Origin of the sequence: Aquiflexum gelatinilyticum, assembly GCF_024741135.1 — a bacterium.
In the GTDB taxonomy this organism is placed as follows: Bacteria; Bacteroidota; Bacteroidia; order Cytophagales; family Cyclobacteriaceae; genus Cognataquiflexum; species Cognataquiflexum gelatinilyticum.
The window spans coordinates 279,298-300,930 of the sequence record NZ_JANSUY010000002.1 but is presented as its reverse complement, the minus strand read 5'-3'; the positions used below and the strand labels follow the sequence as shown (position 1 = coordinate 300,930).

At 42.1% G+C, this 21,633-nt stretch carries 16 protein-coding genes; 5 read left to right on the top strand and 11 right to left on the bottom strand.

Going from position 1 to position 21,633, the window contains the following annotated elements; all coding sequences use genetic code 11:
- Positions 1-22: 22 nt before the first annotated feature.
- A complete protein-coding gene (locus NU887_RS05185) occupies positions 23-1,210 on the top strand; it encodes a hypothetical protein (protein ID WP_258422298.1) in 1,188 nt (395 codons plus the stop codon).
- Positions 1,211-1,214: 4 nt separating this feature from the next.
- Here the strand turns inward: NU887_RS05185 and recG are convergent, their stop codons facing one another.
- Positions 1,215-3,308: an ATP-dependent DNA helicase RecG gene (gene recG, locus NU887_RS05180; RefSeq protein WP_258422297.1), complete on the bottom strand. Its 2,094-nt coding sequence runs from the start codon at positions 3,306-3,308 to the stop codon at positions 1,215-1,217.
- Between the two features lie 164 nt (positions 3,309-3,472).
- Here recG and NU887_RS05175 point away from each other — a divergent pair, with 164 nt between their 5' ends.
- On the top strand, positions 3,473-5,281 hold the full coding sequence (locus NU887_RS05175; RefSeq protein ID WP_258422296.1) for a serine hydrolase: 1,809 nt from the start codon (positions 3,473-3,475) through the stop codon (positions 5,279-5,281).
- 50 nt (positions 5,282-5,331) lie between these two features.
- On the opposite strand, the gene NU887_RS05170 is transcribed toward NU887_RS05175, so the two are convergent.
- From NU887_RS05170 to dapF, 6 genes are all read right to left on the bottom strand, one after another.
- Positions 5,332-5,757 carry a DUF4348 domain-containing protein gene (locus NU887_RS05170; RefSeq protein WP_258422295.1) on the bottom strand — a complete coding sequence of 142 codons (426 nt, stop codon included), beginning with the start codon at positions 5,755-5,757 and terminating at the stop codon, positions 5,332-5,334.
- Positions 5,758-6,037: 280 nt separating this feature from the next.
- Positions 6,038-6,814, bottom strand: a complete 777-nt coding sequence (locus tag NU887_RS05165; protein WP_258422294.1) for a S1/P1 nuclease — start codon at positions 6,812-6,814, stop codon at positions 6,038-6,040.
- Between the two features lie 114 nt (positions 6,815-6,928).
- Positions 6,929-8,119 (bottom strand): M20 metallopeptidase family protein, encoded by a 1,191-nt coding sequence (locus NU887_RS05160; protein WP_258422293.1) that lies wholly within the window; start codon positions 8,117-8,119, stop codon positions 6,929-6,931.
- Entirely contained in the window at positions 8,100-8,648 is a 549-nt protein-coding gene (locus NU887_RS05155; protein ID WP_258422292.1) for a hypothetical protein, read from the bottom strand. Before NU887_RS05155 ends, NU887_RS05160 begins: the two co-directional genes overlap by 20 nt.
- 10 nt (positions 8,649-8,658) lie before the next feature.
- Positions 8,659-12,039: a preprotein translocase subunit SecA gene (gene secA / locus NU887_RS05150; protein ID WP_258422291.1), complete on the bottom strand. Its 3,381-nt coding sequence runs from the start codon at positions 12,037-12,039 to the stop codon at positions 8,659-8,661.
- 147 nt (positions 12,040-12,186) lie between these two features.
- Positions 12,187-12,960 (bottom strand): diaminopimelate epimerase, encoded by a 774-nt coding sequence (gene dapF, locus NU887_RS05145; RefSeq protein WP_258422290.1) that lies wholly within the window; start codon positions 12,958-12,960, stop codon positions 12,187-12,189.
- Between the two features lie 191 nt (positions 12,961-13,151).
- Between dapF and NU887_RS05140 the strand changes: the two genes are divergently transcribed.
- The 3 genes from NU887_RS05140 (at position 13,152) to NU887_RS05130 (ending at position 15,805) form a co-directional block, all read left to right on the top strand.
- Positions 13,152-13,934 (top strand): superoxide dismutase, encoded by a 783-nt coding sequence (locus tag NU887_RS05140; protein WP_258422289.1) that lies wholly within the window; start codon positions 13,152-13,154, stop codon positions 13,932-13,934.
- Positions 13,935-14,022: 88 nt separating this feature from the next.
- Positions 14,023-14,487, top strand: a complete 465-nt coding sequence (locus tag NU887_RS05135; protein ID WP_258422288.1) for a nucleoside triphosphate pyrophosphohydrolase family protein — start codon at positions 14,023-14,025, stop codon at positions 14,485-14,487.
- Between the two features lie 199 nt (positions 14,488-14,686).
- Positions 14,687-15,805: a fatty acid desaturase family protein gene (locus tag NU887_RS05130; RefSeq protein ID WP_258422287.1), complete on the top strand. Its 1,119-nt coding sequence runs from the start codon at positions 14,687-14,689 to the stop codon at positions 15,803-15,805.
- 84 nt (positions 15,806-15,889) lie between these two features.
- Here NU887_RS05130 and NU887_RS05125 read toward each other — a convergent pair whose 3' ends face one another.
- The 4 genes from NU887_RS05125 to NU887_RS05110 form a co-directional block, all read right to left on the bottom strand.
- On the bottom strand, positions 15,890-17,596 hold the full coding sequence (locus NU887_RS05125; RefSeq protein WP_258422286.1) for a GMC oxidoreductase: 1,707 nt from the start codon (positions 17,594-17,596) through the stop codon (positions 15,890-15,892).
- Positions 17,589-18,164, bottom strand: coding sequence for a gluconate 2-dehydrogenase subunit 3 family protein (locus NU887_RS05120; RefSeq protein WP_258422285.1), 576 nt, complete (start codon positions 18,162-18,164; stop codon positions 17,589-17,591). The genes NU887_RS05125 and NU887_RS05120 overlap by 8 nt, the downstream gene beginning before the upstream one ends.
- 173 nt (positions 18,165-18,337) lie before the next feature.
- Positions 18,338-18,709 (bottom strand): GxxExxY protein, encoded by a 372-nt coding sequence (locus NU887_RS05115; RefSeq protein ID WP_258422284.1) that lies wholly within the window; start codon positions 18,707-18,709, stop codon positions 18,338-18,340.
- A 705-nt stretch (positions 18,710-19,414) separates the two neighbouring features.
- Positions 19,415-21,466: an alpha-L-fucosidase gene (locus tag NU887_RS05110; protein WP_258422283.1), complete on the bottom strand. Its 2,052-nt coding sequence runs from the start codon at positions 21,464-21,466 to the stop codon at positions 19,415-19,417.
- Positions 21,467-21,633 lie beyond the last annotated feature (167 nt).

Genomic DNA, 21,633 nt, shown 5'->3' with positions numbered 1-21,633 from the left:
CACCAATAGGATTCACCCAAGTATGAAAAAACAATTATTCTTTCTGATTGCTTTGAATTTAATTTTCATCGCAAATCTCTTCGCTCAAGAAGTATATGAGCCAGGATATTTTATTGACAACGAAGGAAAAAAATCTGATGTACTGATCCAAAACCTCGACTGGAAAAACAACCCTAAAGAATTTTCATTTAAAGCAAATCCTGCCTCCGGATCGGAAAAAAAAGAAATCAGTCAAGTTGCGGAATTTGGCATTGGAAGTACATTCAAGTTTGTCAGGGCTACAGTTCAATTAGATCAATCATCAAATTTAGATTCCTTTTTGTCTGCAAGCCGAAATCCGGAATTTGAAACAGAAACCTTATTTCTGAAGGTATTGGTAGAAGGAAAAGCGACGTTGTTTCAATACGAGGCAAAAAATTTAATCAGGTTCTTTTATACATTGGATGGATCTGACATCAAACCACTGGTCTATAAAAGGTATCAAACTCCTCAAGGAATTGCAGAGAACAAACTCTACATAAATGAGCTAAATACAAAATTGAATATCAGTGATTTCAATGAAGCGGATTTAGAAAAAATCCGTTACCAAACTAAATACCTTAGGGATTATTTTAAGACCTTTAATAATGCAAATTCTTCTGAGCAACTTGTATTTGAGCCGAATAAAAATCAAAAACCTTTTCACTTATATGCTCGCGCAGGCACAATTTTTTCAAGTTTTTCAGTAGAAAAAGTATCTCCAAATCAAGTACTTTATCCATTTGAAAACCCTTTGGGATTTCATGCCGGAGTTCAGCTGGAGTATGTTTTACCATATAGACATAAATCCTGGGCTTTGCTTTTTGAAGTAAATTACCAAAAAACCACATCAAACGGGATCAAAAATCCAGAAACCCAAAATCTGGATTTTAAAGCAATGGAATTCCCATTAGGTGTAAGGTATTATTTCCTAAACCGAACATGGGGCAGACTTTACGCCAATTCCGCTTTTGTAATTACAAGAAATCTTGATTCATCCATACAGGTGGATAACTTTAATATTGAACTCACAAAAAATCACAGGTTTTTAAATTTTGGACTCGGATTTAGTGCCAATAGATTCCAAATAGAATATAGAAGGGATGTTCCCCGAAACTTGGATTACTTTTATCCAAATTGGAAAGCAATGATAAACAACAATTATCTCATGGTTGGATTCAGGCTATTTTAAGGGATCAAGATATCCTGCTCCAATTAATCGCGTGCTTCTTTTGGTTTTTGATCTGACGGAGTACCATGGCGTGATTGGGTAAACTCAGGTCGGGATCATCCTGCAAAAGTAATTGGGCCGCATCCCTTGCCATCGTCAGAATCGGGGCATCTTTGCTCAAATCAGCGATCAACAAATCCGCCAAGCCGCTCTGCTGTGTTCCCATCAAGTCTCCCGGTCCACGGAGCTTCAAGTCCACATCTGCAATTTCAAATCCATTGTTGGTCCTGACCATCGTCTCCAACCTGACCCTGCTGTCTTTTGACAATTCATATTTGGTCATCAAAATGCAGTAGGATTGGTCCGCACCCCGACCAACCCGGCCTCTTAACTGATGCAGCTGAGATAAACCAAAGCGCTCGGCATTCTCGACCACCATGACGGATGCATTGGGCACATTGACCCCGACTTCGATGACTGTGGTGGCCACCATGATTTTGGTTTCTCCTTTGACAAAGCGCTGCATTTCGAAGTCTTTGTCGGCAGGTTTCATGTTTCCGTTGACAATGCTGACAGGATATTCTGGAAATGCCCGGCTGATGCTTTCAAAACCATCCATCAGGTTTTTGAGATCCAATGTAGCCGACTCTTCGATCAGGGGGTACACCACATAAATCTGCCTTCCCATTTGGATCTGCTTCCGCATAAATCCAAAAACCTTCAACCTGTCCTTGTCATAGCGGTGCACAGTCTGAATGGGTTTTCTTCCGGCAGGCATTTCATCAATCACCGAAATGTCCAGATCACCATACAGTGTCATGGCCAAGGTTCGCGGGATCGGTGTAGCGGTCATAACCAGGACATGGGGAATAAATTGCTCGTTTTTGGCCCAAAGTTTAGCCCGCTGGGCGACTCCAAACCGATGCTGCTCGTCGACAATCGCCAAGCCAAGATTCTTAAATTGGACTACATCCTCCAACAGTGCATGTGTTCCTATGATGATATGCAGCTCGCCTGAGAGCAATGTTTCATGGATTACTTTACGGGCGGATTTCTTGGTAGATCCGGTAAGCAAAGCGATGTTCAATCCCATCAGGCCTGCATATTCTTTCAAGCCTTCATGGTGTTGGTTTGCCAAAATTTCTGTTGGCGCCATCAGGCAAGCCTGCGCCCCGGAACTGATGGCAATCAGAATGCAGATAAAAGCCACCATGGTTTTGCCGCTTCCTACATCTCCTTGGATCAAGCGGTTCATCTGCTTTCCGGATTTCATATCAGCAAAGGCTTCCCTGACGACACGCTTTTGCGCCTCTGTCAATTGAAAAGGAAGGTGCTCTTTGTAGAATTTGGTCAGCAGCTCAGTCTGGTTCAAAATCTGACCTTTTGACTTTTCGGTTCTGGTAAGTTTCAACTTCAGCAACCTGAGCTGCACAAAGAAAAACTCTTCAAACTTCAGCCTGAATCTTGCCCTTTTGAGGATTTCCGGATTGTCTGGAAAGTGGATTTGTTTGACAGCTTCTTTTTTGGAAATGAGGCTGAACCGCTGCAGGATATCCTCTGGCATGGTTTCTTGGATTTGGGGATATGCGACTTGTACGAGTCCCTCCATGATTTTGGAAATCCCTTTGGAATCTAAGAATTTGGCCCTGAGTTTTTCAGTAGTCGGGTAGACCGGTTGGAAAAAACTCTTTTCTTCCTGTACGGCTGTCACCGGTTCCATCTCTGGATGGGCGATGCTGAATTTCCTTCCGTATTTATTGGGCTTGCCAAAGAAGACAAAAGGAACACCTATGATGAGTTTTTTTGTGACCCATTGGATTCCTTTAAACCAGGTGAGTTCCATTTCCCCTGTCTCATCAAAAATATGGGCAACAAGTCTTTTTCTGTTTCCTTCCCCGATCGTCTCAATCGACCGGATTTTGGCTACAACCTGCACATGTTCCAGGTCCTCGTTGATGTCTTTGATCTTAAAAAACTGCGTCCTGTCCTCATAGCGAAAGGGGTAATGTTGGATCAATTCCCCATAGGTAAATATGGACAGCTCTTTATTGAAGAGAACTGCTTTTTGGGGACCTACACCGCGGAGGTAATCTATTTTGGTATCAAAAAAGGAGGACAATTTGCATAACTTGGTTCAAATGCCAAATTAAAGAGGAAGGAGTGGAATTGCTATAAATTTTATTTTATCCTAAATACAAAGTCAAAATAGACTAAGTTAAAATGTGTGATGTACTGTTTCTCAGACAAATTCTTTAAATTAATCCCTCCTAACCAAAGCACATTATGAAAAACATATTCCTTTTTATCCTTCTTACTTTTTCCGCCACGGTTGCATTTGGTCAAAAAAAATCCTCCTCAGACAGGTTTTCAGGTCTAGACGCTGAACTCAATGCCTTACTCAAGGATTGGCATGCTGCCGGTTTTGCGGTCGCTGTGGTCGAAAAAGACAAAATCGTCTACTCCAAAGGCTTTGGCTATCGGGATTATGAAAACAAAACTCCCGTCACTCCCAATACAAATTTTGCCATCGGATCAAGCAGCAAGGCATTTACATCCGGTCTTCTTGGCATTTTAAAGGAAGAAGGCAAACTCACATTTGAAGACAGCCCCATCAAGCACATTCCTGAATTGAGATTCAAAAATGCCGAAATGAATGAACTTATCACCATCCGGGACATCATGACACACCGTACGGGTCTTCCGAGACATGATATCAGCTGGTATCTTTTTTCCACTAATTCCCGGGATAGTCTCATGCAAAGGATAGCCTACCAAGAACCATTCGCCAAAGTCAGAGAAAGATGGTATTATAACAACTTCATGTTTCTAGCCCAAGGTGTAATCGCCGAGCACATCACAGGAAAAAGTTGGGAAGAAAATATTGACTTGCATTTCTTCCAACCTTTGGAAATGAAAACCTCGAGCACAGATATCGATGGGCTCAAAAACGGAAAAGAAGCCTCTTTTGGCTACCAAGTCAAAAATGATTCTGCCATCAAAAAAATGGATTATTACGACATAGCGGCCATGGGTCCGGCAGGAAGCATCAACAGTAACGTGACAGAAATGTCAAATTGGGTCATGACATGGATCAACGGTGGCAAGTTCAAAGACAAACAAATCCTTCCAGAATCTTATGTCAAAGAAGCCATGAGTTCTCAAATGGTCATGAGCGGTGGAGTCCCTGACAAAGAGTTTCCGGATTTGCACATGAGTAGCTATGGCTATGGTTGGATGATGTCTTCTTACAAAGGCCACTACCGGGTCGAACATGGTGGCAATATCGATGGGTTTTCTGCCAATGTGAGTTTCTTCCCATCAGACAGCATCGGCATCATAGTACTAGCCAATCAAAACGGCTCGGTCATCCCGAGTCTGGCACGCAATATCATCAGTGACAGGGTGCTGAAAGAAACGAGAACCGATTGGAATAAAACCTACAAGGAACGCTCTGACAAAGCCAAAGCAGCCGAGAAAGAAGCATTGGCGACCAAAACCTCTTCTCAAAAAACAGGAACCAAACCTTCACATCTTTTGGTAGAATATACCGGAGATTACTCAAATCCCGGATATGGTACCTTGGACATTTACTTTAAAAACGATTCTCTTTTTGCCAAGGCCGGAAAAAACAACATGTGGCTGAAGCATTACCATTATAACATTTTTTCTCCTTATCCAGTGGTGGAAGGCAAGGTAGATACGGTCGGTGGATTTGGGCTTCAGTTCAACTTCAGGACTAATGACAGCGGGGAGATTTCTTCTTTTGTTTCCAAGCTTGAGCCTGCGATAGACCCTCTCGAATTCAAAAGGACGCCAAAAGGGGTCATCATGGACAAAGCTGAATTGGAAAAATATGTGGGCGATTACGAACTGCCTGGAATCGTTGCCAAAATCTATATCAAGGGTGAAAATACCCTCTACTTGCTAGTCCCGGGTCAACCTGAATACGAACTTCTCCCCCTGGAAAAGCACAAATTTGCCCTAAAAATCCTGGATGGTTTCAAACTGGAATTTGTAGAAGGAGAGTCAGGCAATATTGCCGAGGTATTGTTTGTCCAGCCCAATGGGACATTTAAGGCAAAAAGAAAGTGAAGCAAAAATGAATGATGGTGGGGTGATTATCCCACCATCATTTTTTTAATCTAAAGGCTCCCCTCAAAAGCATATACCAAAAACCACCTGTTGCCACGAAGTTCAAACCTCCTCTTGGAGGAAAATTTGGTACCTTCGATCCAAAGGGTCTGCTCAAAATATTTTTTCTTTTTCTTTATTTTGGTCTTAAACTGCGTCGTGTCGACCTGATAAATCCTTGTCCGCATCAGTTCCCAATTGTCAGCAGTCCAAGTAATTCCCTCGGCCCTTAATCCTTGAAGGGGAAATATGATTCTTGACATTTGAAAGGCCGAATCGGAGTGAAAACGTTCATAAAAAACAGGAAATTCTTCAGGGGGAGTTCCTTGGATTTTGACCATGCCTTTGGGTTTGCCTTGGGCTAAGCCGTCTGAAAAAGTAAAAATTACATTGAAAAATACCAAGAAAGCCAAGACTTGCCTATAGTGATTTTTCATTTGAAATAAGTTTCAAAAAGGGACAGGGTGAAATGGACTCAAACGAAAATCTTATCCAACCAAACTTGTTTTTCCTATTAATTGTACAAATTCTATAACAAATTTGAGATTGTCAAGTGCTTATGCCAAATATCCTTTTGAATTAGGTTTAGAATTCAAAATTACTCTGTTTTTTAATCCTCCCCTATTTTTATGCCTTGGATATTGATTCATCCTATTTTTTAAAATAAAAAAACCGACCCTTCACAGCGTCGGTTCCAAGAAAATGGTTGATTGGCTTTTATCCATAAATTTCTTCTAACGCCTGTGCCAAACGGATTCCCGCAGCGGTCAGTCTTTCCTCTACATGGTGGTAATGTTTGTAGATGTATTCATAGCCTATGCGGCCATTTTCAGGAATATCATACATATCAGGCCTCATTGCGGCGGCTTCTTTTAACCAGTCTGCAGGAACTGTATTGGTGTATTTTTGGATCAAAACCGGGTTGATCCTCTTCTGCAATTCAGTGGCTATTTCTGTGTAGCTCATTTTTTTTCCTTCGATCAGGTCGGAATCCCAAATAGCATGTATGTTGGTCTCTTTGTTGAAAAAACTGACCTTGACATCATTTCCTCCTCGGTCGCCTGGCTTTCCCACATGAAAGGGCTGATGTAAATCCCCTGTGATGTGAATCAACATCCGTAATTGGTCTCTTTCCTCATCCGGAGAAAGTCCGCCTTTTTTAAGGTTTTCCTTGATTCTCAAAAATGCTTCGTAGGCATCCCCGTTTTTTTCCTGAATGGCAGGATCATAATTCCCATCGGCAGTTGTCACCCAATGCCAGGTGTTGGTATAATCGTATTTTTTGTCAGAGCGGATATTGTCCATCCAGACTCCGACACCTGAGATAGACTGATGCTGAAGTATCTCCTCCACCTTTTTTACAGTCTTTGGTTTCATCTGCCATTCTGCAAGTTTTCCGATCACATAGTGACCGATTGGCCCCCAAGCGAATGACTGGGTAGTCAATGTCAGAGAAATCAGCAAAGTCAGGATTATTGATTTGGTACTTTTCATTTCTATTTTGAAATTAAGTGGAAATACAATTTAAATACTTGAGATATAAGGTTGAAATACAATAGAAATAAGATTGATATATTTCAGCTTGTTTCAATTCTGCTTCTTATTAAATCACAAAGATCCTAGCTCATTGATGGCAATCCAAGCCATTAGACCTGCTCCGATTTCCATAGCATCTTCATCTATGTCAAAAGTGGGGGTATGGACTCCTGAAACAATTCCTTTGGATTCGTTTCTTGTTCCCAACCGATAGAAGCATCCATCAATCTCCTGAGTATAATAAGAGAAATCTTCAGCTGCCATCCAGATATCAAGGTCTACTACATTTTCTTGTCCAAGATATTGGATTGCAGCTTCTTGGGCTCTCGCAGTAAGTGCCTCGGCATTTTTAAGAAAGGGATAGCCTCTTCGTACCTCAAAATCAAGTTCTCCTCCCATACCTTCTACAATACCTTTGGCTATGTTCACCATATGACCATGGGCTTTGGCACGCCATTCTTCATTTAGTGTCCGGAAGGTGCCTTGTATTTTCACTTCATTGGGAATAATATTGGTTGCACCCAAAGCCTCCACTCTACCAAATGAAAGTACAGATGGGATTTTTGGGGAAGCATTTCTACTAACCACTTGTTGCAAAGCAACAATCATGTGTGAAGCTATCAAAACAGGATCGACCAAAGTTTCCGGCATGGCGCCGTGTCCTCCTTTTCCTTTGACAGTGATATATAATTCATCCGCACTTGCCATATACATCCCTTTTCTGAAACCTACTTTTCCCACAGGGATAAATGGCATCACATGCTGTCCGATGATCCCTGAAGGTCTTGGATTTTCTAAGGCTTGGTCTTTGATCATCAGGGAAGCTCCTCCGGGAATAAGTTCTTCACCGGGCTGAAAAATAAGTTTAACAGTTCCCTCAAATTGGTCCTTGATTTCATTTAGGATTTTGGCAGCACCAAGAAGTGACGCCGTATGAACATCATGTCCACAGGCATGCATCACACCGGGAATGGTAGATTTGTAGGAAACATCATTCTGTTCCACAATCGGCAAAGCATCCATATCTCCTCTTAGCGCAATTACTTTTTTGGATGGGCTATTTCCTTCTATGATGGCAAGAATTCCGGTTCCTGCTTTGTGTTCAATTTGATTGATACCAAAACCTCTAAGCTGTTTCTCTACGAAAGCAGCCGTCTGGAATTCCTGAAAAGAAAGTTCCGGATTGGCATGCAAATGCCTCCTGTTGGCTATAAATTCTGATTTATAAGCTGCCGCTAATTCCTTAATTCTGTTGTTGACCATCCGTAACCGGTTCAGGAATGACGTATCCTTCTCTCAAAAACCTGTCTTGAATGATTCTCGAAGAAGGAAAATTTTCTTTCAATTGGTGGTAATAAGTAAGGGCTTCGATTCTGTTGACAAACTTTCCCACCTTGACAAGGTACCGTGGCTGTTGGTATTGCATGTCTGTTTTAAAATCAGGAAAAAAGGTGAACAAGTCATTTCTTGTTTTGAATGCCAAGTCCCTGTCAATACCGCTGTAAACCAAAACTGTATATCCACTCCAATACATTTCTGCTTTATTGGCCTCCTTGAGGTTATTTAGTGCGATTTCCAGGTCTGCATCTGCTGTTCCAACTTCGCCTTCATACTCAGTAGTAGTTTCTGCTTTTACGACCTGTTCCTCCAGGTCAGGATAAATTACCCTTGAGTCATCTAAATCCTCATTGTAATTTTCATATTCACTTGAGGGTGAAGCAGTCTTTTTTATGAGTCCGCAGGAGCTCATCAAAATTACCGGAAATATCAAAATCAGGAGTGACCTTTTCATGATGCTTTTGTTAATGTTCTATGACCACACATTTGCCTTCAGCAACATCCTGTTCCACGCTTTTAAACTTGACATCCTTCAGTACTTTGCCATCAGGATACTGTACAGACACCTTGTCATTTCTGCCATATACCTTTTCAGATTTTCTTGGCGCAACGATCTGTGGTGGAGCCGTTCGATTAGCAACAGCCGCCGCAGCTTGTCTGCCTCCACCAGGATTTAAGCTGCTGCCAACTTCCTCTTTGGATGCTTTTACATGAGCTTCTTCCCTTCTTGGAGCTTGGGCTGCCCTTACTTGATTTGGGTCTTGGGCAGGAAGATCGGCTTTCGCAATGAATGAAATGGTATCTTCATTGAGTTTGCCTACAAAGCGCTTGAACATTTCAAATGCTTCAAACTTATAAATCAAAAGAGGATCTTTTTGTTCATAAACCGCATTCTGAACAGATTGCTTCAAATCATCCATGTCACGGAGATGCTCTTTCCAATTTTGGTCAATGATTGCCAAAGTGACATTTTTCTCGATATTTCTGATCAAATCCCTTCCTTCGTTTTTCACTGCTGATTCAAGATTGACAACAACCCCAATTTGTTTGAATCCATCTGAAATTGGAACCATGATTTCTTTTACAGTGGCCCCTCGGTTGGTATAAACATCTTTCAAAACGGGGAGTGCTTTGTTGACAATAGTCTCATTTTTCCCTACATAATGCTGATATGCTGCATCGAACAACTGTTGGGTAAGAACTCCTGTGTCTTTGGATTTCAGGTCATCTGCACTAAATGGATGGTCTATGCCCAATGAACTGTAGATGTTCATCCTCAAATTATCCGCATCTTCGGTGGACTTGCCCATCTGTATGATATCAAAGCAGACATCATACATCACATTGAGAATATCCAATTCCAGACGCTCTCCTTTGAGAGCATTTCTTCTTCTCTTGTAGACTACCTCTCTTTGGGAATTCATGACATCGTCATATTCCAAAAGTCTCTTTCTTACGCCAAAGTTATTTTCCTCCACCTTCCTCTGTGCTCTTTCGATGGATTTGGTAATCATCGAATGCTGGATGACTTCACCTTCTTCCAAGCCCATGCGGTCCATGAGTTTTGCGATCCTGTCCGAACCGAACATCCTCATCAGGTTATCTTCCAATGAGACAAAGAACTGGGAAGAACCCACATCCCCCTGACGTCCTGAACGTCCACGAAGCTGGCGGTCAACACGTCTCGACTCGTGTCTCTCTGTACCGACGATAGCAAGTCCACCGGCTTTCCTTGATTCCGGAGTCAATTTGATATCTGTACCACGACCGGCCATGTTGGTAGCGATGGTCACGGTTCCGGGTTTTCCTGCTTCTGCGACAATGTCTGCTTCTCTGGCATGTTGCTTGGCATTCAATACCTGGTGCTGGATTTTGCGGATAGTAAGCATCCTACTCAAGACTTCCGAAATCTCCACTGAAGTCGTACCCACCAATACTGGTCTTCCTGCTTTGGTCAGTTCCACAATTTCGTCCGCCACTGCATTGAATTTCTCCCTGACAGTTTTGTATACTTTATCTTCCCGGTCTTCCCTGATAATGTTTCTGTTGGTAGGGATCACCACCACATCGAGTTTATAAATCGTCCAGAATTCACCTGCTTCAGTCTCCGCAGTACCCGTCATACCTGCAAGCTTGTGGTACATTCTGAAGTAATTTTGGAGTGTAATGGTCGCATACGTCTGTGTGGCGTCTTCGACTTTCACATTTTCTTTGGCTTCGATCGCCTGATGGAGTCCGTCGGAATATCTCCTGCCTTCCATCACACGGCCTGTCTGCTCATCGACGATTTTCACTTTGCCATCTACCAAGATATATTCGGTGTCTTTTTCAAACATACAATATGCCTTGAGCAATTGATTGACAGTATGGATTCTTTGTGCTTTTACGCCGTAATCTTTGATCAACTCTTCTTTCCTGATGAGTTTTTCTTTGTCGTCGATGTCAGGATTTTTCTCCATTTCGGCGATTTCCATACCGATATCAGGAAGGATAAAGAAGGTTGGATTTTCATTCTTTTGGGTAATGACCTCGATGCCGTTATCAGTAAGCTCGATGCCATTGGTCTTTTCTTCGATGGTAAACAACAGAGGTTGATCGGCCTCCGGCATCATTCTCTTGTTGTCTTGGAGGTAATAATTCTCGGTTTTTTGAAGGATTACCCTGATACCCGGCTCAGACAGGAACTTGATCAAAGGCTTGTATTTTGGCATACCTCTATACGCTCTGAAAAGCGGTAAGCCTGCCTCTTTTTCATTTCCTTCTTGGATCAATTTTTTGGCCTGATTGAGGAATCCCTGCACAAGTTTGCGTTGCTCGTCTACAAGCGTGGCGACCCTTGGCTTCATTTCCATAAACTCATGCTCGTCTCCGCGGGGAACAGGTCCTGAGATGATCAAAGGAGTCCTTGCATCATCGATCAAAACCGAATCCACTTCGTCAATCATGGCATAATGGTGTTTGCCCTGAACAAGATCACCGGCTTCCCGTGCCATGTTGTCTCTCAGGTAATCAAAGCCGAACTCGTTGTTTGTCCCATAGACAATGTCACAGGCATAAGCTTTCTTTCTGGCTTCTGAGTTAGGCTGATACTTATCTATACAATCTACTGTAAGTCCATGAAATTCAAAAAGCGGGGCATTCCATTCGGAGTCCCTTTTGGCCAAATAATCATTGACAGTAACAATGTGAACGCCCCTGCCTGAAAGTGCATTGAGGTAAGCAGGAAGTGTTGACACCAAAGTCTTTCCTTCACCTGTAGCCATTTCTGCTATTTTACCTTTGTGAAGCACCATCCCGCCGATAAGCTGTACGTCATAATGGACCATGTCCCAAACGACTTCAGTTCCTGCGGCCATCCATTTGTTGTGCCAAATGGCATTATCTCCTTGGATTTCAATGTTGGATTTTTTGGCTGCAAGTTCCTGATCTCTCAATGTAGCCTTCACGACCAACTTTCCGTTTTCTTTGAATCTTCTTGCTGTCTCTTTGACTACTGCAAAAGCATCTACCAAGACCTTTTCCAAAACGACTTCCAATGCTTCGTCTCTTGATTTTTCAGTCTTCTCTATTTCGGTAAACAGGGCATCTTTTTCATGGACCTTATCCGGGGCCAAGGATAGGATTTTTTCCCTGAAAGCAGCTATTTTATCATCAAAGGGTTTCAAATCAGCATTGATGATGGCTTTGATTTCACCTGTCTTTGCCCTTAAACCTTCATCGCTGAGGCCTTGTAATTTCTTGAAAGCTTCATTGATGAGGGGAACTTTAGGACTCAATTCCTTGACATCTCTATCTGACTTGGTACCGAAAACTTTTGCCAGTCCTTTGGCTATAAAATCTAACATATGGTATTTTGTATCTAATGGGGGGTAAAATTACTTCGTTTTTCTTAATAATAGTAATCAACAGGAAGATATGAGCGCGGAGAATGGGAGATAGACTTTTGCAAATATGTATCTGCCAATCTCAAATTACCCGGTACTTCACATGGCTTAAATTTCAATCTTTCCTGCAAACACCTGTTCAGCAGGGCCAATTAGCCAAATATCCTGAAAGCTTCCATCTGCATTTTCAGTAAATCTGACTTTGAGTTTTCCTCCCGGTGTTTTGATATTTACTTCATGTAGCTCATGCTGATAGCCATACACCAAAGCACATGCCGTCACTCCTGTCCCACATGAAAGCGTTTCATTTTCTACGCCCCTCTCATAAGTTCGGACATGGATTTCATCTTTTCCCAAAGGAGTGACAAAATTCACATTGGTCCCCTTTGGTGCATATGCATTGCTATAGCGTATTTCTTTTCCTACTTCAAAGACAGGATAGTCGGAAACATTCTCCACAAACCTCACATGGTGGGGAGAGCCTGTGTTGACAAAATAATCCTGACCGGAATTGGCAAGGCTAAGGACGGGACGCATTTCCAATTCAATCCAATCCCCGGCGACTACCGCCTGGTGTTCCCCATCGATGGCGAGAAAATTGGTATTTCGTTCAAGGATTCCCAAATACTTTGCAAATGCAACTGCACACCTTGCGCCGTTTCCACACATACTCTGCGACCCATCAGCATTGAAATACACCATCTCAAAATCATGCTCCTCATCGTCTCTGATCAGAATCAATCCATCAGCACCAATTCCGAATTTGCGGTCACAGAGCCTTTGGATCAAGGAAAGATCCTTGTCAGGAAAAATATCTGCCCGGTCATCGATCATCACAAAATCGTTACCCGTTCCCTGATATTTATAAAATGAAATTTCCATAGCCATTGGCTTTCATTGAAAGAAATTGATTGGATTCAAAAACCAAACCAACATATTTTGGTTTTACAAACATAACCATCTTGTCACAAAATCAGACTTATTGTCTGCTTTTAGGTTTCATTATGTGGTTGAATTGGTTAACTTGTTGGTCGATTCAATTTCGAAAATCCATAAAAAGGAAATAACTCTCTATGAAAAAGACGACTTACAACGTTTCAAGAAGAACCTTCATAAGCCACAGTTCCAAAGCCACTATCGCCTTGGGAATAGGCAGTTCGCTAGTCGGTTCAGCATTTTTGACCGCATGCGGCGGTGAAGGAGAAGAAACCGAAGAGGGAAAAATTCTCCTCAGCACCGGCTTTGAGCAAACGCCATTGGCCTATGAATACACTGCTCTTGAGCCCCATATCGATGCCATGACCATGGAAATCCACTATTCCAAACATGCCGCTGCCTATGCCAAAAATCTGGGTGAAGCTGCTTCCGAGGAAAATGTGGATGTCAGTAAGCCCCTTGAAGAAGTGATGATGAATATTTCCAAATATTCAACAAAAATGAGAAACAATGGCGGTGGCCATTATAACCACGAATTGTTTTGGAAAATCATGTCTCCGACAGGAGGCGGTGAGCCGGGAGGAGATTTGTCTGAAGCCATCAACGGTGCTTTCGGAAGTTTTGCAGATTTCAAAACCAAATTTGAAGATGCAGGAAAAGGCAGGTTCGGTTCAGGTTGGGCATGGCTTGTCTTGGACAAAAACAACCTGCTTCAGATTGGAAGTACCCCAAACCAAGACAATCCACTGATGGACATCTCGGAGTTTCAGGGAATTCCATTGGTAGGAGTGGATGTGTGGGAGCATGCTTATTACCTCAATTACCAAAATAGAAGGCCTGACTATTTGACGGCATTTTGGAATGTGATTGACTGGAAAGCTGTCGGTGATCGTTACAACACGATCGTGAAAGGAGCTTAAGAATTCATTCCATATTTTAAGAAAGAAACGGGGTTTTACAGCTCCGTTTTTTTATTTTGCGGCATTCAAAACAAACAAGAAAATCACCATGCAAGATCCCAAAAGCCTCACTTCTGTCGCAGCTTTCCATCAGACATTCAAACACCCGATTTTGCCTGAGCCACAAATTCCCGATGCCAAGCGCTGTAAGTTGCGGGTTTCTCTTATTGCCGAAGAATTGAAAGAACTTGAAGAAGGCATCAAAAATCAGGATATCGTAGAAATAGCAGATGCGCTTTGTGACATCCAATATGTGTTGTCCGGAGCAATTTTGGAATTTGGATTGGCGGAAAAATTCAAAGCCTTGTTTGACGAAGTGCAACGCTCCAACATGAGCAAAGCATGCAAAACAATAGCCGAGGCTGAGCAAACCGTAAGCCTCTACCAAAACCAGGGCGTGGATTGTCATTATGAAAAAGAAGGGGAACTTTTCCTAGTATACAGGAAGGAAGACCGAAAAACCTTGAAATCGATAAATTATTCCCCAGCTGACTTAAAAGGAATTATTGGCTAGGTTTTTGGTCATAAAAAGTTAATTCTCCTTAATTTCCTAAAACAATCTGTTAAATATTCGGAAATACGGCCAAGTTTGGCGTACTTGGAACAGATTAAAATTTTATTTATTCTGCATTCTGCTGTTGAATCTAATTTTCGTCACCCCCAGCCAGTTGAATTGCTCAAGAAAAAAATCACAATTGAATTACTAAATAAGTATGAATACATCCTTAAAGTTTCTTGATTCAGGAAACTCCCTGTTTTTTGTTACAATCAAAAAACGCGTAGATGAATATTTCAAAGCAAACAACATTTCCAAATACGCCAATACGGCAATGGTTCTCAAAACCATTGTTTATCTTACCTCATTTATTGGGTTATACTTCTTGATCTTGTTTGAGGTGTTCCCCATAGTTGTTTCGCTGTTTTTGGCGATTGCGCTCGGTATGAACATGGCTTTTATCGGATTTAACGTCTGCCATGATGCCCTTCACGGATCCTATTCCAAAAATGCCTTTGTCAATAAATCCCTTGGCTTCATATTCAATATCATCGGTGCCAATGTGTATGTCTGGAACATTACCCATAACAAAGTCCACCATACCTATACCAACATCATCGGTCATGACGGGGACTTGGATGTCGCACCAGGTTTGGTCAGGGTTTCTCCTGAAGAACCTCTCAAACCGATCCACAAATACCAGCACATTTATGCCTTTGCTTTGTACTCTTTGGCTTCTTTGTCTTGGTTTTTCAGAAAGGACTATGTGAAGTTCTTTCAGAAGAATATTGGCTCACACGTCAACAAGCATCCTAAAATCGAATATTTCAACCTGTTCTTTTACAAAATAGTCTATTACACCTTATTTATCATAATTCCTCTGGTAGTGATGGACATCACTTGGTGGCAGTTTATGATCGGGTTCTTGGTCATGAATTTTGCTGAAGGACTTGTATTGGGCTTGGTATTCCAATTGGCGCACTTGGTGGAAGACACCGAAATGCCAAATCCCCAAGGCGATGAAAACATCGAGGAGACCTGGGCAGCCCACCAAATGAGGACAACTGCCAATTTTGCGAGAAAAAATTCAGTAGTCAATTTTCTTTGCGGTGGGTTGAACCTGCAGGTGGAACACCACCTTTTCCCAAAAATCTGCCATATCCATTATGTGGAAATATCAGAAATCGTCAAAGAAACCGCAGAGGAATTTGGCTTACCATATAATGAAAATGCCACCTTTGGCTCTGCGCTCAAATCTCACTATGATTTCTTGAAAGCAGCAGGAAGGGCTTCGGAAAAAGAAGTTGTTTCGGAAGAAATTGAGGTAATGGCTTAAAATTAAAGTTCTAATTTAATCCCATAAAAAAATCCCGGTCAGGTATTCCTGACCGGGATTTTTGTTTTACTGAATAAAGGCTGGTCAACCAAAGTTCTTCATTGCATGATGCGCCGCCCGCGCCGCAAATGCCATGTAAGTCAATGATGGATTTTGTGTAGACGTGGAGGTCATCGAAGCGCCGTCGGTCACATAGACATTGGGAACGGCATGGAGTTGATGGTTGCCATTGAGCAAAGAAGTCTTTGGATCTTTTCCCATCCTTACGCCGCCCATCTCGTGGATATCCAATCCTGGGGCACGCTTGTCGTCACGGGTTTTGATATTGGTGAAGCCTGCTTTTTCAAACATCTCTGTCATCTGCTCCAAATAATCCTTGATCATTTTCTCATCGTTGTCATCATAATCGACGTTGATTTTCAACTGAGGCATGCCAAATGGATCTTTTGCATTGGCGTCCAAAGCAACATAATTGCTTTCCTTGGGAATGGTTTCCCCCATCATATGTGACCCGACATTCCAAGGGCCATATTGATCCGGATTGAGCAAGTTTTCTTTCAGTTCCATGCCGATAGCATTTTGGTCAGCATAAGATCCCCTGTTGGCCCCGAATCCTGCTGCATATCCTCGGAGGAAATCAGTTTCCTGCTTTTTCAAATTTCTGAATCGTGGAAAATACCCTGAAGTTGGTCTTCCGCCTTGGGTTGTATATTCCAAGTGACCTTCATATTGGGCGGAGATTCCTGCGCGATAATTATGGAAAGCGACATATTTACCCAACAGACCACTGTCGTTGCCAAGTCCGTTTGGAAAACGGGTCGATGTAGAATTCAACAGGATCAGGTTGGTATTCAATGCCGCTGCATTGACAAAAATGACATCGGCAAAATATTCCTCCATTTCTTTGGTATGGGCATCAATGACCATGACACCAGTTGCCTTGCCTTTTTCTTCATCATAAATGATGGAATGTACTACCGCATCAGTCCGCAAAGTCATGTTTCCGGTCTTTTCAGCCCAAGGGATAGTGGATGAATTGGCCGAGAAATAACCGCCAAAAGGACATCCCCTCTGACAAAGATTTCGACTTTGGCATTTGGCCCTTCCTTGTTGGGCGTAATAATCAAAATTACCGGTGATGTGGGCACAGCGTGCCAAAATCATGTGGCGCTCATCTCCATAATGCTCCTTGAGCTTGCCTTGAAAATATTCCTCTACAACGTTCAACGGAAATCCCGGCAAAAATTCACCATCAGGTAAACTTGCCAATCCGTCTTTGTTGCCTGAAACACCCGCAAATTTTTCAACATGGCTGTACCAAGGGGCGATGTCCTTGTACCTGATCGGCCAATCCACAGCGAATCCATCTCTTGCAGGACCTTCAAAATCAAAGTCCGACCATCTTTGTACCTGTCTTGCCCAAAGCAAAGACTTGCCTCCGACCTGATATCCACGGATCCAGTCAAAGGGTTTTTCCTGCACATACGGATGCTCCTTGTCTTTGACAAAAAAGTGGGCCGCATCTTCCCTGAAAGCATAACAGCGGCTGACGATCGGGTTTTCTTTTTGGATTTCTTGGGTGAGTTGTCCACGGTGTTCAAACTCGTAGGGAAGCATGCTAGTGGTCGGATAATCCTTGATATGCTTCACATCGCGGCCTCTTTCGATGACCAAAGTTTTTACACCATGTTCGGTAAGCTCCTTTGCCGCCCAACTCCCTGATAAGCCAGAGCCAATGACAATGGCTTGGAAAGTTCTTTCTTTTACTGCGTCTATATTGAGATTAGCCATTGATTCTTTCGGGTTTGAGGTCTGAGATTAATACTGCTCCCTGATAATCCCCGGGAATCAGGGAATAGGGTTTCACTTGGGTTTGGATATATTCAGACATCATGAATCCCTGTACGGTGAAGCGCTTGGCCATTCCGATAAACTCTTTGGTAGCTTTCTGAGGATCTTCAGGTTTGGTATTTTCGGGCAATTCTATTGCCAAAGCAGCTTTCACCACAGCTTCCTTGCCTGACTGATCTAATTTTGCAAATGCAGATCCCCCGCTTTTTTTGCTGAAATCTTCAAATCCCTGCAGTCCCTGCATAAAGGATTTCTGACCATCTGCATCAATGCAATCGTTGACCATGACAAGGATAAAGTCCTGCACTTCTATGTCGGCAGCACTTTTGATGTTTCCGACAGGAATGATAGTTCCGGCAATATCTTTCAACAACTGTTGAAGCGAAGGGGTAATTTGGAGGTTTTGGTAAGCAGTGAGGATGTCTTCCTTGGAGAAATCACAGGATGGCACCAACACCAAACCACCGGTAATCAAGGCAAGGCTCCGGAGGGCGTCTCTTCTTTTCATGGTAAGGTCATTAGGGTTGAATTATTATCAAGGTAAAAAGGTAAAACGATTTAGGGAAATTTCATAGCCTATTTGTATAAAGGAAATGTGGGCTAGTTGGGAGCATAATTTAGTGAATGATATTTGGTGGAAAAACTTAGCCTGTTTGATAGATAAACTTTAAAAATATGAGTTTAAAAATTATTAAGTACTCTTTTAATTTCAACTCTTGGAGTACCAAAATTTATCAATAAACCGAAATCCATGTTACAGGCTTTGAGATAATTTAGTATTTGGGCCAGGTGGATGTCCTCCAATGCTTTGGTAGCTTTTAATTCCAAAATAATTTTATTTTCAACTAATAAATCTGCAAAATATTCTCCCACTACCTTATCCTCATAAAAGACCTCCAAGGGATATTGTTGCTTGACATTCAACCCACTTTTTGTCAATTCATAGGATAGGGCATTTTGATAAACTTTTTCCAAGAAACCATTTCCCAAGGTGTTTGAAACTTTGAAGGATTTTCCGATTATCTCCTTCGTGATTAAATTGATATCGTCCATTTTACCAAAATTTTTGTGAGATTAAAAATATCAAACAAAATCAAATTGATTATGAAATTAGTCGACTAATGTCGTTTAGGAAAAAAATTAAACCACAGATGGACACAGATGCTTGACCAAATTTATCCTTCTGCAATCCAAAAAGTTATATCATACAAGTCAAGAAAGGAAAATGAATGTTACGGTTGATTTTTTTAATCTGTGTTCATCTGTGAAATCTGTGGTGAAGCATAAGTTTTTACCACAGATGGACACAGATGAACACAGATGCCTTACATAATCTACAATTCATCGATGCAGTCACTTTCCGCTTACAATCCTCTAAAGGATAAAGAAAAAAATAATGAGGTTATTTTTTATCTGTGCTCATCTGTGGTGAAGCATAAGTTTTTACCACAGATGGACACAGATGAACACAGATGCCTTACATAATCTACAATTCATCGATTCAGTCACTTTCCGCTTACAATCCTCTAAAGGATAAAGAAAAAATTAATGAGGTTATTTTTTATCTGTGCTCATCTGTGGTGAAGCATAAGTTTTTACCACAGATGGACACAGATGAACACAGATGCCTTACATAATCTACACTTCATCGATTCAGTCACTTTCCGCTTACAATCCTCTACAGGATAAAGAAAAAATTAATGAGGTTATTTTTTATCTGTGCTCATCTGTGAAAATCTGTGGTTGAAAATAATTCTTTCACTTCGTTAACACACCGACTTCGGCAAAAGAAGCAGGCTGGTTATCTGTTGTGGAAAGGGATTTGAGTTTGATAAAGCGGACTGAGTACGACGCAAAGCTGACCACCTGCTCGATGGGATTGTTCTTGATATTTGAAAACTCCCCTGAGATCAAAGTCTTCCAAGATTTTCCATCCATACTTCCCTCAAAAACATATTTCGAAATGACCCCACTCATAAACCTATTCTGTGGAGGCCAATAGGTAAAACCATTGATGGTAATGGATTCTCCCAAGTCAATGACTACTTCGTTTTGCTCACTTGCCCAAAAGGTCTGTGAATCTTCGTCAATCACTTTTGTAGCCTTTTCGTCTTGGTTGATCACTTTCCACTTGGCTTTGGGGATATCAAGGTGACGGACCAAAACCTCACTTTTCTTTCCACTTTGACTGTCAAAGGCCATAGCTTTAAGGGTGGTTGGTTCAGAAACGGCTATCGGATTTTCATATTTGTTACTGTTTTCATTGGGTTCTGAACCATCCATGGTATAGTAAATTCCCACTCCTTTTTCAGGAACTTGGAGTGTAACTTCTCCGGTTTTGGACCTGATCAACTCCGGTTCCGTGACGAGTTTTGGCGCATAGAATATGCCGATATTGGAAATTGTCGGACTGGCTTTTGCATCGGTGATTGTAAACCGAACTTGCTTCGCCAGGATGTCATCAAACCTCAAAATCCTCTTGATCCCCACCGTGGTTCCCTGATAGATTTGCTCCCAACCTTTTTCTGTTTCCACTTCCAAAGTAAAAGACTTGATGCGCTGTCCCAAAGGAATATATTCCTGTGCCACAAACCTGTTGATCAAAGTCGGTTCAGACAAGGTCAAAACAATACTGCTCTCAATTACCCCATCTTCCGTAGCCCAATAGCTTTCCTTGTCCTCATCAGTGATGTTAATTGCTTCAAATCCTTTTCCCCGCTCATTGGTTGCTGATACTTTGCCGGTTTTTGCAAGGTCGACAGCAAAATCTTCCCTGATTTTATCCGCCAGTTTCATAATCTGCTCCACGTCTTTTTCGTGGATCAAACCCCGTCTATCCACAGGAAAGTTGATGAGCAAAGAACTGTTTTGACCGATGCTCTTGTAATAAATCTCCAACAACTGTGGCAAAGTCCGGACTTTATGGTCTTCATATTCGTGGTAATACCAACCCGGCCTAATTGAGACATCTGACTCAGCCGGAACCCAATGCGTCCCATTTTCTTGGCCTGAAGCAAATCTCTCCGGATAGTCAGGCATCCCGGCGTAAACAGAATCCCGCATCAGATTTCCCCATGTAGTCTCGTATGCAAACCCATGTTCATTGCCAACCCAACGTACGTCGGGTCCACCATCGCTGAACATCACTGCTCCGGGCTGTAATTCACGGACAAGGTTATACGTGTTTTCCCAATCGTAATATGTCAGCTTATCCACTGTCCGAACTTCATTGGCCCCACCATAATAGCCGTCACCGCCATTTGCCCCGTCAAACCAAACTTCAAAAATATCCCCATAATTGGTCAGCAATTCGGTCAACTGATTTCGCATGTAGGTGATGTATTCCGGTTTGCCATAATCGGCATGGTTGCGGTCCCAAGGGGAATAATAAATCCCGAATTTCAGCCCGTATTCCTTACAGGCCTCCGACAGTTCACGGATGAGATCACCCTTGCCATCCTTCCAGGGGGAATTTTTTACCGAGTGCTCCGTGTAGGCGGAAGGCCAAAGACAAAAACCATCATGGTGCTTTGCTGTAATGATGATCCCTTTCATCCCTGCTTCTTTGGCGACTTTTGCCCATTGCCTTGGATCCAAAGCGGTCGGGTTGAATTCAGAAGGAAGTTCATCTCCCATTCCCCATTCCATATCCGAAAAAGTATTCATGTTGAAATGCACAAAAGCATAATATTCCAACTCATGCCAAGTAAGTTGTCTCGGGGAGGGAATTGGCTCCACGGGAGCCGGAGGGCTAACTTCTTTGCCTTCACAGGCCAAAAAAATCAAAAGTGGGAGGAGGTATTTTTTCATCATATCCAATTGAACAGGAATATTAACAAAAATACCCATGAACTGAAATACAAAAATGTTGAAAACCAGAATCCGATTTTGTACTTAGCACTTTTTAAAAAATATTTTGGGGAAATGTGATGACAATGAAGTTCAAAAACGATGAGGAAGTATCAAACCTCTCTTTT

Bases quoted from the DNA above. Each gene is read 5' to 3' on its own strand.
- NU887_RS05110 (WP_258422283.1), bottom strand. From the start codon at position 21,466: ATGAAAAAATACCTCCTCCCACTTTTGATTTTTTTGGCCTGTGAAGGC.
- NU887_RS05175 (WP_258422296.1), top strand. From the start codon at position 3,473: ATGAAAAACATATTCCTTTTTATCCTTCTTACTTTTTCCGCCACGGTT.
- NU887_RS05155 (WP_258422292.1), bottom strand. From the start codon at position 8,648: ATGAAAAGGTCACTCCTGATTTTGATATTTCCGGTAATTTTGATGAGC.
- NU887_RS05115 (WP_258422284.1), bottom strand. From the start codon at position 18,709: ATGGACGATATCAATTTAATCACGAAGGAGATAATCGGAAAATCCTTC.
- NU887_RS05140 (WP_258422289.1), top strand. From the start codon at position 13,152: ATGAAAAAGACGACTTACAACGTTTCAAGAAGAACCTTCATAAGCCAC.
- NU887_RS05130 (WP_258422287.1), top strand. From the start codon at position 14,687: ATGAATACATCCTTAAAGTTTCTTGATTCAGGAAACTCCCTGTTTTTT.
- NU887_RS05125 (WP_258422286.1), bottom strand. From the start codon at position 17,596: ATGGCTAATCTCAATATAGACGCAGTAAAAGAAAGAACTTTCCAAGCC.
- NU887_RS05170 (WP_258422295.1), bottom strand. From the start codon at position 5,757: ATGAAAAATCACTATAGGCAAGTCTTGGCTTTCTTGGTATTTTTCAAT.
- NU887_RS05185 (WP_258422298.1), top strand. From the start codon at position 23: ATGAAAAAACAATTATTCTTTCTGATTGCTTTGAATTTAATTTTCATC.
- NU887_RS05165 (WP_258422294.1), bottom strand. From the start codon at position 6,814: ATGAAAAGTACCAAATCAATAATCCTGACTTTGCTGATTTCTCTGACA.
- dapF (WP_258422290.1), bottom strand. From the start codon at position 12,960: ATGGAAATTTCATTTTATAAATATCAGGGAACGGGTAACGATTTTGTG.
- NU887_RS05160 (WP_258422293.1), bottom strand. From the start codon at position 8,119: ATGGTCAACAACAGAATTAAGGAATTAGCGGCAGCTTATAAATCAGAA.
- secA (WP_258422291.1), bottom strand. From the start codon at position 12,039: ATGTTAGATTTTATAGCCAAAGGACTGGCAAAAGTTTTCGGTACCAAG.
- NU887_RS05135 (WP_258422288.1), top strand. From the start codon at position 14,023: ATGCAAGATCCCAAAAGCCTCACTTCTGTCGCAGCTTTCCATCAGACA.
- NU887_RS05120 (WP_258422285.1), bottom strand. From the start codon at position 18,164: ATGAAAAGAAGAGACGCCCTCCGGAGCCTTGCCTTGATTACCGGTGGT.